Raw genomic sequence first — 13,036 nt, 5'->3', positions numbered from 1 at the left:
CTCCGCCATCCGAATCACCTCCCCTCGCCGTCTCGTGGGGCCGGTGGCCGCGGGTCGAGGTAGGGCAGGACGGGCCCGCCCTCCCCGAGCGCGGAGTCGAGGGCGAGCAGCACGCCCGCCGCGCCGGTCGCGAGGTCCGCGGACAGCCGCCGCATCCGGAATCCCGGGAACGCGAGGTGCCCTTGGTAGCCGCGCGCGTACCAGGCGAGGCGGCGCACCTGGGTGCGTACGGCGTCCTGGTCGCCGCGGCCGCGAGGGTCATCGCAGGCGTGGGCGCTGTCGGCGCTGTCGGTGGCGGCGAGCACGGCGATGCCGCCCGCGCGGCCCCGCAGGAGGCCCGCGTTGCGCACGTACAGCGCCCGGCTGGTGTGCCGCACGGCGGCGAGCACGGCGGCCCTGCCCTCGTCGGGCCGGTGCCGCAGCAGCGCCCGCAGCGGGAAGGCGAGCCCGCCGCTGCCGCCGTGCAGGTACGGCAGGTGGTGGCTGCCGTCGAAGAGCGTGAGGGCCCCGTCGGGGCCGGTGGCGCACCGGTCGGTGTCGTGGCCGAGCGCGCGGTCGGCGAGCGCCAGGTAGCGGGCGGCGCCCGTCTCCTCGTACAGGTGCAGGAAGAGCAGCGCGATGCCGGAGCCGCCGTGCAGCAGGCCGTACGGCGGGGAGTGCCGGGCCGTGGGGTGAGGGGGCCGTCCGTGACGAGGGCGGCGAGGCCGTCGGCGGTGCGCAGGGCGGCGTCGTGCGGCGCGGTGTCGCCGGTGGCGTGCGCGAACCGCAGCAGGTTCAGGGCGATTCCGGCCCTGCCGCCCGCCAGGTCCGGGCGGACCACCCGGGCGTCGAGCGGGCGGGAGCGGTCGAGGAGGGCGAGGGCCCGGTCCCGGTGGCCGAGCAGGTCGAGGGTGAGGGCGACGCCGTGCAGCCCGTCGTAGAGGCCGGGCCGGGGGTCCGCGTCGCGCTCGGCGGTGTCGGCGAGCCAGGTGACGTACGCGTCGGGGACGGCCGCGCCGACCCGGTGGAGGGCGTAGAGCACCCCGGCCGCTCCGTACGCGAACGACGTGCCGCCGAGCGCGGTCGGGCCGTACGGCGTGCCGGGGAAGAGCCGGTCGGTGCGCTCGGGCGTGGCCATGGCGTGGATCCCGGCCACCAGCGAGGCGCGCAGGGCGGGCCAGTCGGGGCGCTCCGCGGTGAGGGCCCGCACGGCGGCGTCGCCGCCGTCGTTCCCGTCTCCGCCGTTCGCCCCCAGGCGCCCCAGCAGGGCGGCGCCGAACCCCTCAGGCACCGGATAGAGCTGGTCGACGGCGCTGGTGAGGACCCGCAGCGGCGCGGTGCCCCGGTGCGGCACGGGCAGCAGCAGCCACAGCCGCAGCGCGTCGAGGAGGTGGGCGTGGGCGGCGGCGGCCCCGAGCCCCGCGGGGGCGACGAAGCCCTCGTCGTCCTCGTCGGCCACACCCGGCGGCTGGTCGTCCGCCACCGGGGCGGCCGCGTCGAGGCGGGTGAGGACGACCCGGCCGTCCTGGCGGAGCGTGATGTGCTCGGGGTGGAGCGCGCCGAGGCGCACGCCGCGGGCGCGCAGCGCGTCCAGGGCGTCGGCCACCCGGTCGACGACGCCGAGCGCCCACTCCGCGTAGTCCGCGGCCTCCTTGTCCGCGCGGTCCTGCGAGGTCAGCGGGAACGCGGCGGCCGCGGCCCGGGCGAGGCTGTGGCCCCGCGGGTGCTCGACGGCGAGGAAGTGGTGCCCCACGCGGACGTGGCGGCCGAGCACGCGGGGCACGCAGTCCAGTCCCGCGAGGCGGTCGAGCAGCGCGCGCTCCCGGTCGAGCCGGGTGATCGCGTCCTCGCCGCGCGTGTCGAGCCCGGCGTGGGGGCGCGCCTCGTGCAGCAGGACCTGCCGCCCGGTGGCGGTGTCGACGGCGCGGTAGGTGCCGCCGCCGGTGGTCAGGGACACGGCGCGCACACCCCGGTAGGGGAAGGGGGTGTCCGGCGCGGTGTGCAGCGCCACCAGGTCGGCGGCCAGGACCTCGGGCAGCGCGACCCAGTCGGGGAGGCGGAACACCGGGCGCCGGTCCTCGGGCACGAGCGTGCCGTCGGGCCGTTGGAGCGCGGGCACCAGGTCGTGCTCGTCGCCCGGGGCGGCGGGGTGGCCACCGGCGGGGTGGCGCCGGTGCTCGGCGGCGGCGTAGCGCACGTACAGCGGACCGGACCGATGCCGCAGACAGCCCGGCACGTACGGGCCCGGAAGGGGTTCGAGGAGCGCGGTGAGGTCGGCCAGGGCCGTGGTGAACGCGGCCTCGTCCGCCGGGTACAGGACGATCAGGTCGGCGCTGGTGAGCCGGTCGGCGCGGACGTCGGCGAGGGCGCGGGCCGCGGTCAGGCTCCGTACGAGGTCGCAGGGGACGCCGTGGCGCACGCAGTACTCCCGGACGATCTCGGCCGCCCGCTCAAGCCGCGGCAGCGTCACGGACACGTGGATCCGCCAGCCCTGGCCGGGCGGCTGAGCCGCGCTCGGCCGCAGCCGCACCCACCAGCCGGTGTCCGCGCGCTCCCAGCCGCGCGGCGGCTGGCGCAGGACGGCGGAGAGCCGGTCCGGGGCGTCGGCGAGCCGCTCGGGGAATTCGAAGAACGTCGGATCCGCGCGGTAGAAGCGGGCGTAGTCCTGGAGTTTCATCACGGTGCGGTACCTCAAGGCGGAAGAGGGCCCGGGGAATCGGGCAGCCGGGAGAACCGGACGGAATGCGGACCGGTACGGGCGGGGGGAGGTCGGGATTCGGACGTGCGGGGCACAGGAATCGGAACAGGGCCACGGAGAGCCGGTCGGTGTGGAACGGGGGAGTTCTCAGGGCCGGGGAGGGGAGGAAGCGGAGGAACGAGTGGAGCGGAAAGGCGGGAGTCGGGAGGCCAGAAGTCGAACAAGCGGGACGTCGAACAGACGAGGCGCCGAGCGAACAGGACGTCGGGTGAACAGGACGTCGGGCGGACGGCAAGTCGCGGAGCCGGAAAGCTGGAGAACCGGAGAACCGGAAATCCGAGCGGTCGAAGAGCCGAGCGGTCGCGGAACCGGAAGTGCCGGGTAGCGGATGGAAATTCGGAGAAACGGAGGGCGCGGAGCTGACGTTCGCGGGGCTGACGTTCACGGAGCCGACGACCGCGCGGCCGACGCGTCACGGCGGGTGGTGTCTCACGGCGGGCCGTGCGTCATGACCGGTGGTGCGGAGCCGGAGGGGCGCGGGAGCCGTCGCGCGGACGGCTCAGGCCGAGGTGTGCCGCCGCGGCCCCGGCGCGGCCGCTTCCACCGGCATGACGAACTCCGGTGGGTTCGTGCGGACCGTGCGCCGCTCGAAGCGGGCGAGGTCGTCGGGGGTGCCGAAGTGCCGGTCCATCCGCCGGACGGCCCGCGCCCACGTCTGCATCGAGCGCACGGAGGACAGGGTCTCCACCACGAACGGGTCCTCAAGGCGCTCCAGGGTGCGCTCCCACAGCACCTGCCCCGGCTCCTCGAGGAGGCTGCCGACCGTCCCCTCGTACACGGGAATGCCCCGGACCCTGCCGTCCGGCTCGACCTGCATCACCAGCGTGTCCACGCGCTGGGCGACCCGCTCGGGGTGCATCACCAGGTTCTGGTTGTCGGTGGTGTGGACGGACACCGACGGGGGCGCGAGCTGCCGCAGCCGGGCGCGGAACTCCTCGCTGACCAGCTCGGCGACCTGGTCGTCGTCGAGCAGCTCGGCCGCGCAGAACTCCTCGCGGCTGGCCAGCCCCTCGGGCACCGCGACGTTGAAGCAGAGCGTGCTGAGGTGCGGGAAGCGGTGGGCGATGTCCGACGCGAAGTCCGGCACCTCGGGGAAGTTGCTGCGGATCACCACGCAGTCGATGCCGAGGCGCGGCCGCCCCGTCCGGCCGCGCCCCGCTCCCCGCAGACCTCGTCGAGCACGGCGAGGGCCGCGAGCACCCGGCCGAAGGAGCCCTGGCGGCCCCTGATGCGGTCGTGCACCTCGGCCGTCGCCCCGTCGAGGCTGACGATCACCTCGTCGAACCGGTCCGCGAGCCGTTCCGCCAGGGCCCGGGTCATCACCCAGCCGCTGGTGTTGATCGACAGGTTCACCCCGGCGGCCCGCAGCCGGTCGGCGACCTCGAACAGGCCGCGCACGACGAGGGGTTCGCCGCCGGAGAGGGCGACCACGCGCGGCCGGAGCGCGATGAGCGCGTCGGCCACACGCAGCATGTCCTGCGGACCGAGCTGCCGCGACGGCCGCCGCCCCGATTCCGAATAGCAGTGCGAACACCGCAGAGGGCAGGCGTACGTGGTGTCCCAGACGACCACTTCCGGGCCGGAACAGCGAGTCATGGCAGCCACCCGTTCTCGAAGAATCAGTCCTTGCGAGTTCCGTTCAGAGTGTTCTGCCTGCCGCCATTCCGGGGGACCCGGGCACCCCCCAACTCCGACTGGAGGTTTTCCTCCAGAGGCGATGGCGGCCCCATTCCATAGACGCCCGTCGCGGGCGCCGCCGATAATGTCGCGCGTGACCGGCAGAAGCAGGGCCACCGGCGGAAGCACGGCGACCGGCGGAAGCGGGATGACCGGCGGCAATGCGGCCACCGGTGGAAGCGGGGCGACCGGCGGATATGCGGCGGTCGGCAGAAGCACGGGCATGCGTCTCGTCGCCGTCTTCGGCGGAGCGTGCATGCTCTGGGCAACGTTTATCGGGACGACCCAGTTGGAGAACCGCTTCGTTCTGCCGTGGGTCCTGGGATCCGTACTCCCGTGCTATTTCGCCGGACTCTTCACCTGGTGGCACGCCCCGTCGAGCCCGGTGGCCCGGCGGCTCCTGCTGCTCGGCGCCTGGCTGTCCATCGCGCTGGCCATCCGCCACACCACCAACCTGATGGTCCGTCAACTCGGCTGGTATCTACGCCCGCGGATCGTCGGCTCCGCCGTGCCGCTCGACATCGCCCTCCAGTGCGTCCACCAGGTGTGCAACCTGGTGGTGAGCGTGCTCATCGTGCGGCTGCTCGCGCTGCTGCCCGACGGCCGCCCCGTCTTCCGCTACGAGCGCTGCCTCCTGGGCGCGCTGTGGGGGCTGCTGGCGCTGCCGGTCGTGCTGCCGCTCGCCGGTCTCTCGGAGCGCGCCGTCTACTACGTCGTCTTCTACTACCCGGAGGCCTGGCTGCCCGGCGTCGGCGCGGCGCTGCTCGCCGTGCGCTGCCTGCGCGCCCGCGCCACCGGCCGCGCCAACGTGGCCGCGCTGCTGCCCGTCGCCGCGATCGGCGCCGTCGCCCTGCTCGGCCGGGGCTCCGCCCGGCTGTTCCGGGCCTGGCAGGGCGAACAGGGCGTGCTCTATCTGATCGGGGCGCTGCTCGGCGCCCTGCCCTATATCTCGGTGTCCGTCACCCTCGTCTACGCCGCCTTCCGGCACCGGCTGCTCGGCGTCGACATCGTGCTGCGCCGCTCGGCCGTGTACGGGTCGCTGTGGCTCATCATCAACAGCTGGTACCTCGGCATGGCCCTGACGCTGGGGCTCACCGCCGGGCTGTTCTTCCCCGTGGGCCTGTCCCTGCTGGTGGCCGTCGTGGCCACCGCGCTCTTCCGGCCGCTGCGGGACCGGCTCAACGCCCTCGTCGAGCGGCGGGTGTTCGGCAAGCGCCTGAGCAGGTTCGAGCTGCTCGTCCAGTTCAGCACCACCCTGGAGCACGCCTACGCCCTCGACCGGCTCGCGCCGCAGCTCGCCACGGGCCTGCGCGACGGCCTCGACCTGGAGTGGGTGCGCGTCCGGCTCGGCGGCGCCGGGCTGCCGGTGTCCGCCGCGGAGTCCGGCGAGCCGCCGCCCGACGCGCGGCCCGTCGCGGAGTTCCCGCTGTTCTACGGGGCGGACACGCTCGGCGTGATCGAGTACGGGCCCAAGGCCGCGGGCCGCTGCACCCCGGAGGACCACGCCATCGGCGGCACCCTCGCGCGGTCCGCCGCCCTCGCCGTGCACAACGTGCGGCTCGCCGCCGAACTGAGCGCGCACGCCGACGAGATGCAGCGCCAGGCCGCCGAACTCGCCGCCTCGCGCGCCCGCATCGTGCACGCCCAGGACACCGAGCGCCGCCGCATCGAGCGCCGTCTGCACGACGGCATCCAGCAGGACCTGGTGGCGCTGGTCGCCAAGCTCGCCCTGGCCCGCAACCGGCTGCACCGCGGCAAGGACATCGACACCTCCCTGACCGAGATGCAGGACGACGCCTACCGCGTCATCGACGAGCTGCGCGAACTCGCCCACGGCATCCACCCGCCCGTCCTCACCGACCAGGGCCTGGTCGCCGCCGTGACCTCCTGCGCCCGCCGGATGCCCGTCCCCGTCACCGTCCAGAGCCAGGACTCGCTGACCGGCGCGCGGTTCGCCCTCGACATCGAGGAGTCCGCGTTCTACCTGGTCTCCGAGGCCCTGACCAACGTCCTCAAGCACGCGGGCGCCAAGCACGTCACCGTCCGCCTCACCCGCGACGCCGGGCGGCTCCAGGTCGAGGTGGCCGACGACGGCGCGGGGTTCCCCACGGCCACCACCCACGGCTCCGGTCTCACCGGCATGCGCGACCGCACCGAGGCCGTGGGCGGCGAACTGACCATCACCAGCCGCGCCGGCACCGGCACCGTCATCCGCGCCCGCCTTCCGGAGCGCGTCCGAGAGGAGACCCGTGCCTGACCCCGCGAGCACCACCCCGCTGCGCGTCGTGATCGCCGAGGACCACTACCTGGTGCGCGAGGGCACCCGGCGGCTCCTGGAGGACACCGGCGAGGCGGACGTCCTCGCCGCCGTCGGCACCGCCGAGGAACTCCTCGACGCCGTCGCGCGGCTGCTGCCGGACGTCGTCGTCGCGGACATCCGCATGCCGCCGGGCCACCACACCGAGGGCATCGCCGCCGCCCACGCCATCCGCGCGGCCCACCCCGGCATCGGCGTCGTCGTGCTCTCCCAGCACGCCAACGAGAACTACGCCTTCGACCTGTTCCGGCGCGGCACCGACGGCCTGGCCTACCTCCTGAAGGAGCGCATCGGCGAGGTCGACGAGCTGGTGCGCGCCCTGCACGAGGTCAAGGCCGGGCGCTCCGTCGTCGACCCGCGGATCGTGGAGGTCCTGATGGGCAGCCACGCCCGCGCCGCCGACGCGCCGCTGTCCCGCCTGACCCGCAGGGAGCTGGACGTCCTGCGGCACATGGCGGAGGGCAAGACCAACCGCGCCATCGCCGCCTCCCTCCAGCTGTCGGAGTCCACGATCGAGAAGCACGTCAACTCCACCTTCGCCAAGCTGGGCCTCGCCGAGATACCACAGCTCCACCGCCGCGTCAGCGCCGTCCTGGCCTATCTGCGGCACACCCCGCCCGGCCCGGGGTGAGCCGCGCACCGCCGTCGCCACCGCCGTCGTACCAGGAGGCAGGGGGCGGGCCCCGTCGAGCGGGGCCCGCCCCTGGCGCTGGGGGAGGTCAGCGCGTCGCGCCCGGCAGCGTGCCGCAGTCGCCGCCGTGGCAGCGGCGCAGCCAGTCGGCGAAGTCGGCGTCGTAGCGGGTGCCGATGGTGCGGGTGAGCAGGTCGCGGGCGGCGGCCCAGTCGCCGCTGCGGTAGTGGCCGAGGAGGGCGGCCACGTCCTGCGGGTGGTACTGGAGCAGATAGCGCACCGCGAGGTAGCCCCACCGGTAGGTGCGGTTGGTGTCGGTGTTCTCGTAGGTGGTGTCGAAGAGAGTGCTGAGCTTGTAGGTGTTCTTCCCCGCCTCCTCGATCGCCGCGTCGTAGGGGACGCCGCGGTAGGAGTAGGAGATGTACTCGGCGAAGCCCTCCACCCACATCACGGTGGGCGTGGTCATGTTCTGCTCGAAGTCGCCGTACATGTTGTAGCGGCCGTCGAGGTAGTGCGTGTACTCGTGGTTGAGGTTCCAGATCTGGGCGTCGGCGGCCTCGTAGGCGATGAAGCGCGGCAGGTTGCCGACGCGTGACGGGTCGCCCTCCAGGTACATGCCGCCGTTGTTGGTGTCGATGCCGTACACGATCCCGGCGTAGGTGCGGTAGTCGTCGGCGGAGTCGAAGGCCACCACTTCGAGGGTGGTGTTGTGGTCGTCGGCGACCGGCCCGCTGTCCTTGGCGACCTGGTGGAAGTAGGCGTCCTGCCGCTGGAGGCTGGAGCAGGTGGCCGACAGCTGCGCGGCGGTCAGCTCCTGGGCGACGATCTTCAGGGCCGGGCTGCAGGTGTGCCGGACCGTCAGGACGGCGTCGCGGACCCGGTTCTGGAGGTCGCAGGTGCCGTAGGACGAGCAGTTGGCCTTGTCGTACGCGTCGGTCATCTCGGCCACGCCGATCCACAGGGCGGCGGTGCGGCCCGTGAGGGAGCTGCGGTCGAGGAGTTGCTTGGCCAGCGGGCGGACGGTGGGCGCGAGGTCCGCGTGCTGCAGGAAGCGGCCCAGCTCCCGGCCCGCGTTGGACGTCAGGTACGACCGGTCGGTGCCGAGCAGGTCGCCGTGGGCGACGGCGAAGTCCCGCAGCACGGTGAGCACGCTCGGGTCGGACCGCACGGCGGAGACGAACTCCGGCAGGTAGTGGCCGCGGAACAGCACGGTGTAGGTGTTGTTGACCGCCGAGAGCATCCAGTAGAAGCGGTCGTACGAGGAGTCGTACGACGTCAGCAGCTTCTTGACGACGCGCAGGTAGCGGGCGTTCTCGCCCGAGCTGTCGATCAGGGTGACGGACTCGGCGAGGATCTCGCCGTTGCCGTCGTTCACGTCGTAGGCGCGGGGCGCGGCGAAGAAGGCGTCGAGGGCGGGCCTGACGGCGCGCTTGAGCGCCGTCCCGTAGGCGCCCACGTCGCCCGGGTAGGCGTACTGCACGTAGTAACCGGCGCGCAGGTACAGCACCAGCTGGAGCGTGGATGTGCTGTTGTCTCCCGGGTACTTGGCGGCGGTGGCGCGCAGGGCGTTCGCCACGGTCACCATCTGCGGTTCGCGGAACAGGGCCCGCGCGGTGGCGCCGGACTGGCTGAACAGCGTGTAGACGCAGGTCTTGTCGACGGACTTGATCTGCTGGATCAGGGCGGTGCCGGTCTTCGAGGCGAAGTCGTCGACGCTGCACCGCGGCGCCTTCCCGGGCCGCGCGGTGGCGGTGATCCGCTCGCGCTGGGCGGCGTCAGGGGTGGCCTGGCGCGGCGGTCGCTGGGCGATGCCCACCGTCGGGTCGGCCACGCGCCCGGCGTCGGGGGCGAGTTCGGCCGCGACCGCGGCGGGAGTAGCGGGCCGCGGCGCGACGCCCGGCCGTGGCGCTGACGCCGGGGCGTCCGCGCCCTGCGCGCGCCCGGCGGGCACGAGCAGCGTGATGCCCAGACAGGCGGCGAGAACGGCGGTGAGGAGAGGCGAGAACCTTCTCCTCATGGTCCCCGTGGGGGTGTCGGTGGGGGTGTTGGCAGTCAAGGTGGCCCTCCGGCCGGTCGGCTGCCGTGCTGAGGCACGGCGATGGGGGGTGCGGACCGTGTGAGGTACGGGAGTTCGACCCGTGCATGTCATGCACACGGTCAATGTGTGACATGTACCATTGCACACATCACATTGCTTTGAGAACCCTTCGGTTGCCCCGAAGGGGGAGGCCGACGACTTGACGGCCCGTCACCTCCGTGAGCGCTGCGGCTCCTGGCCGCCGCGGGCGGTCTTCCGGCCACGTCGCGCCGAGCGGAATACCGGTTGCGCGACGGCGAGACGGGCGGCGACAGTCGCCCCGTGGGACGCAACGTGCAACCGGAGCTGTCGGACGGCGTGATCGCCCTGACCCCCCTGACCCTCGACGACCTCGACGCGCACCTGGCCGGTGAGGACGACCAACTGGTGCGCTGGCTCAGCGGCGGACCGAGCACGCGCGACGGCACCGCGGCCTATCTGCGCCACTGCATGGACCAGTGGGCGCACGGCGGCACCCTGCGCGCCTTCGGTGTCCGCGCGGGGGAGCACGGCACGCTCGCGGGCACCGTCGACGTGCGCCTCGCCATGCCCGGCTGGCCCACCGGGGAGGTCAACATCGCCTACGGCCTCTACCCGCGGTGGCGCGGGCAGGGCCTCGCCACCCGCGCCGTCGCGCTCATCGGCCGCTACGCCGCGGCCGAGGGCGCCAGCGTGGGCGTGATCCGCGTGGAGCCGGGCAATCCGGCGTCGGCGGCGGTGGCGCGCCGCGCCGGATTCGGCCACGCGGGACAGGAGCGCGACAACGACGGTGTCCTGCTCGAACGGTACGTACGGGCCCTGCGGCCCTGACCCGCACGGCACCGTCGCGATCGGGCCAATCGGGGCGGGAGGCGGCCGGGGTGGATACGGCGGTGGGGCGGCGTGGGGCCCCGGTGAGTGCGAGGTGGTGGAGTTCCCTCGCGATGCCGTTGACGTGGTCAGGCCAGCATGATTCGGCCGTAACCGGGCTACTGCGGCCACGCGTGGCCAAGTTGGCCGAACCCGGCATGGTTCGGATAGCTGCAAGGGGCATGAAGTGGAGATCGGGACACGTCGCCTCGGGCTACCGGGAGCCGCTGGACCCGCACGGCAGCACGCCGTCGGCCACCGAGACCGGCCCGCACGGCCCTGGGGCGGCATGTCCGCACGGCGTACGAGGCGTACGTGTACGGAGGCGTACGTGTACGCGGCGTACGCGGCGTACGAATCGACCAGCGTGACGCACGACCGCACGACCGCACGACCGGACCACCGCACGGCGCACGACGCGCACGAGCGCGAGGGCGCGACCACACAGCGCGCCACCCGCGCCACCCGCGCCACCCGCACCACCCGCACCACCCGCACCACCCGCACCAAGGCAACGGCACCACCGCACGGCGCTACCCGTACCAGTGCTCCGGAGGCCCCCATGGCGCATGCCGCCCCCTTTCCTCAGGACCGCACCTGCCCCTACCACCCGCCCACCGGATACCGCCCGTTGAGCGAGCAGGGCCCGCTCAGCCGCGTGACCCTCTACAACGGCACCGAAGCGTGGCTGGTCACCGGCCACGCCGAGGCGCAGGCCCTGCTCAGCGACCCCCGGCTCTCCGCCGACCAGCTGCACCCCGCCTTCCCGAACGTCGCCGCCCGCTTCGAGCGCATCCGCAAGGAGCCGGTCGCCCTGCTCGGCGTCGACGACCCGCTGCACAACAGACAGCGCCGCATGCTGATCCCCACCTTCGGGGTCAAGCGCGTGGCGGCCATGCGCCCCGGCATCCAGCGCGTCGTCGACGAGCTGCTCGACGACCTGCTCGCCCAGGGCCCGCCCGCCGACCTCGTCAACGCCTTCGCGCTGCCCGTGCCGTCCAAGGTCATCTGCGAACTCCTCGGAGTGCCCTACGCCGACCACGAGTTCTTCGAGGACGCCTCGCGCCGCATCCTGCGCGGTGACACGCCCGACATCGCCGAGGAGGGCCGCGACGACCTCAAGGCGTACCTCGGCGAGCTGATCGACCGGAAGCAGAAGTCCGCCGCCGACGGCGCGGAGCCCGGGCCCGACGAGGGCGTGCTCGACGAACTCGTCCGCGATCGGCTCGGCACCGACGAGCTGGACCGCGAGGGACTGGTGCGGCTCGCCCTCGTGCTGCTGGTCGCCGGGCACGAGACGACCGCCAACATGATCTCGCTCGGCGCCTTCACGCTGCTCGAACACCCCGACCAGCTCGCCGCCCTGCGCGCGGACCCCGGCCTCATTCCGGGCGCCGTGGAGGAACTGCTGCGGTACCTGGCGATCGCGGACGCCATCTCGCGGTTCGCGACCGCCGACATCGAGGTGGCCGGGCAGACCATCCGCGCCAACGAGGGGGTGCTGCTCGCCGCGTCCGCCATCAACCGCGACGACGCCGTCTACGCCGACGCCGACGACCTGGACGTCCAGCGCAACGCCCGCCACCACCTCACCTTCGGGTTCGGCATCCACCAGTGCCTGGGGCAGAACCTGGCCCGCGCCGAGCTGGAGATCGCCTTCCGCTCCCTGCTCGCCCGCGTCCCCGACCTGCGCCTGGCCGTGCCCGCGCGGGAGGTCCTGTTGAAGCCGGGCGACAGCATCCAGGGCCTCATCGAACTGCCCGTCACCTGGGGGCGCGGCTGATGCGCGTCACCATCGACGGCGACCGCTGCATCGGCGCGGGCCAGTGCGTCCTGACCGCCCCGGGCGTCTTCACCCAGGACGACGACGGCTTCAGCGCGCTGCTGCCGGGGCGTGAGGACGGGGCGGGCGACCCGATGGTCCGCGAGGCGGCCCGCGCCTGCCCGGTGCGGGCGATCACCCTCGTCGACGAGTCCGAGTCCGAGTCCGGGGCCAAGTCCGAGTCCGAGGACCGGGCCGAGCTGGTCGACACGGGTGACTGAGGGCGACTGAGCGGCGACTGACGCGTGCGGGCGGGGTGCCTCCCGCCGCCCCACCCGCACGCAGGCCGCCCAGGCCGGGCCGCCCCCGGGAGCACTCCGGCCGTCAAGGGAGCGCCCGGGAGCGCCCGGGGCGTAAAGGAAGCGCGTCGGCCCGGACCGCGCGGCAGAATTGGATCATGCGCATACGACCGGCACACGCCGACGACCTGCCCCTGCTCCAGGACCTCGAACGAGCGGCGGGCCGCTGCTTCCACGACGTCGGCATGCCGGAGATCGCCGACGACGAGCCGCCCGCCCTCGACGACCTCGCGGCCTACCAGCGCGCCGGGCGCGCCTGGGTCGCGGTGGACGACGCCGACCGGCCCGTCGCGTACCTCCTCGCCGACCACGTCGACGGGGACCTGCACGTCGAGCAGGTCTCGGTGCACCCGGACCACGCCCGCCGGGGCATCGGCCGCTCCCTCCTCGCGTACGCCGCCGACCGCGCCCGCGAGCAGTCGCTCCCGGCGTTGACCCTGACCACGTTCACGGACGTGCCGTGGAACGCGCCGTACTACGCCCGCTGCGGTTTCGCCGTGCTCGACGAGTCCGCGCTGGGCCCCGGCCTCCGGGCCGTCCGCGCGAAGGAGGCCGAGCACGGCCTGGACCGGTGGCCGCGGGTCTGCATGCGGCGCCCGGTGTGAGCAGCCCGACGCGAGCGCCCCG

The 13,036-nt window shown here is 73.8% G+C and carries 10 protein-coding genes; 6 read left to right on the top strand and 4 right to left on the bottom strand.

All coding sequences use genetic code 11. From position 1 onward, the window contains the following. Positions 1 to 14: 14 nt before the first annotated feature. The 3 genes from ACOBQU_RS02990 to ACOBQU_RS02980 all read right to left on the bottom strand — a co-directional run bounded on the left by ACOBQU_RS02990 (position 15) and on the right by ACOBQU_RS02980 (position 4,333). A complete protein-coding gene (locus tag ACOBQU_RS02990; protein WP_423634215.1) occupies positions 15 to 599 on the bottom strand; it encodes a hypothetical protein in 585 nt (194 codons plus the stop codon). Positions 600 to 3,236: 2,637 nt separating this feature from the next. Then, the gene (locus tag ACOBQU_RS02985; protein ID WP_423624334.1) at positions 3,237 to 3,848 is read right to left on the bottom strand and encodes a hypothetical protein; all 612 of its coding nucleotides are present in this window, start codon (positions 3,846 to 3,848) and stop codon (positions 3,237 to 3,239) included. Next, positions 3,845 to 4,333: a radical SAM protein gene (locus tag ACOBQU_RS02980; RefSeq protein ID WP_423624333.1), complete on the bottom strand. Its 489-nt coding sequence runs from the start codon at positions 4,331 to 4,333 to the stop codon at positions 3,845 to 3,847. Before ACOBQU_RS02980 ends, ACOBQU_RS02985 begins: the two co-directional genes overlap by 4 nt. A 304-nt stretch (positions 4,334 to 4,637) precedes the next feature. Between ACOBQU_RS02980 and ACOBQU_RS02975 the strand changes: the two genes are divergently transcribed. Both ACOBQU_RS02975 and ACOBQU_RS02970 read left to right on the top strand, forming a co-directional pair. Then, positions 4,638 to 6,671, top strand: coding sequence for a sensor histidine kinase (locus ACOBQU_RS02975; RefSeq protein ID WP_423624332.1), 2,034 nt, complete (start codon positions 4,638 to 4,640; stop codon positions 6,669 to 6,671). A 19-nt stretch (positions 6,672 to 6,690) separates the two neighbouring features. Continuing rightward, positions 6,691 to 7,362: a response regulator transcription factor gene (locus tag ACOBQU_RS02970; protein ID WP_423634213.1), complete on the top strand. Its 672-nt coding sequence runs from the start codon at positions 6,691 to 6,693 to the stop codon at positions 7,360 to 7,362. An 88-nt stretch (positions 7,363 to 7,450) separates the two neighbouring features. On the opposite strand, the gene ACOBQU_RS02965 is transcribed toward ACOBQU_RS02970, so the two are convergent. Beyond that, on the bottom strand, positions 7,451 to 9,379 hold the full coding sequence (locus ACOBQU_RS02965; protein ID WP_423634211.1) for a collagenase: 1,929 nt from the start codon (positions 9,377 to 9,379) through the stop codon (positions 7,451 to 7,453). Positions 9,380 to 9,721: 342 nt separating this feature from the next. Between ACOBQU_RS02965 and ACOBQU_RS02960 the strand changes: the two genes are divergently transcribed. From ACOBQU_RS02960 to ACOBQU_RS02945, 4 genes are all read left to right on the top strand, one after another. Further along, positions 9,722 to 10,249 carry a GNAT family N-acetyltransferase gene (locus ACOBQU_RS02960; RefSeq protein WP_423624331.1) on the top strand — a complete coding sequence of 176 codons (528 nt, stop codon included), beginning with the start codon at positions 9,722 to 9,724 and terminating at the stop codon, positions 10,247 to 10,249. A gap of 601 nt (positions 10,250 to 10,850) precedes the next feature. Then, positions 10,851 to 12,071, top strand: a complete 1,221-nt coding sequence (locus ACOBQU_RS02955; RefSeq protein ID WP_423634209.1) for a cytochrome P450 — start codon at positions 10,851 to 10,853, stop codon at positions 12,069 to 12,071. Further along, positions 12,071 to 12,331 carry a ferredoxin gene (locus ACOBQU_RS02950; protein WP_423624330.1) on the top strand — a complete coding sequence of 87 codons (261 nt, stop codon included), beginning with the start codon at positions 12,071 to 12,073 and terminating at the stop codon, positions 12,329 to 12,331. Before ACOBQU_RS02955 ends, ACOBQU_RS02950 begins: the two co-directional genes overlap by 1 nt. A 176-nt stretch (positions 12,332 to 12,507) precedes the next feature. Then, complete coding sequence (locus ACOBQU_RS02945) at positions 12,508 to 13,014, top strand: GNAT family N-acetyltransferase (RefSeq protein ID WP_423624329.1); 507 nt, start codon at positions 12,508 to 12,510, stop codon at positions 13,012 to 13,014. The last annotated feature ends 22 nt before the right edge of the window (positions 13,015 to 13,036 follow it).

This window comes from Streptomyces sp. G45 (assembly GCF_049542095.1).
In the GTDB taxonomy this organism is placed as follows: domain Bacteria; phylum Actinomycetota; class Actinomycetes; order Streptomycetales; family Streptomycetaceae; genus Streptomyces.
The sequence above is the reverse complement of the archived record's forward strand: the minus strand, read 5'-3'. Positions and strand labels throughout refer to the sequence as shown.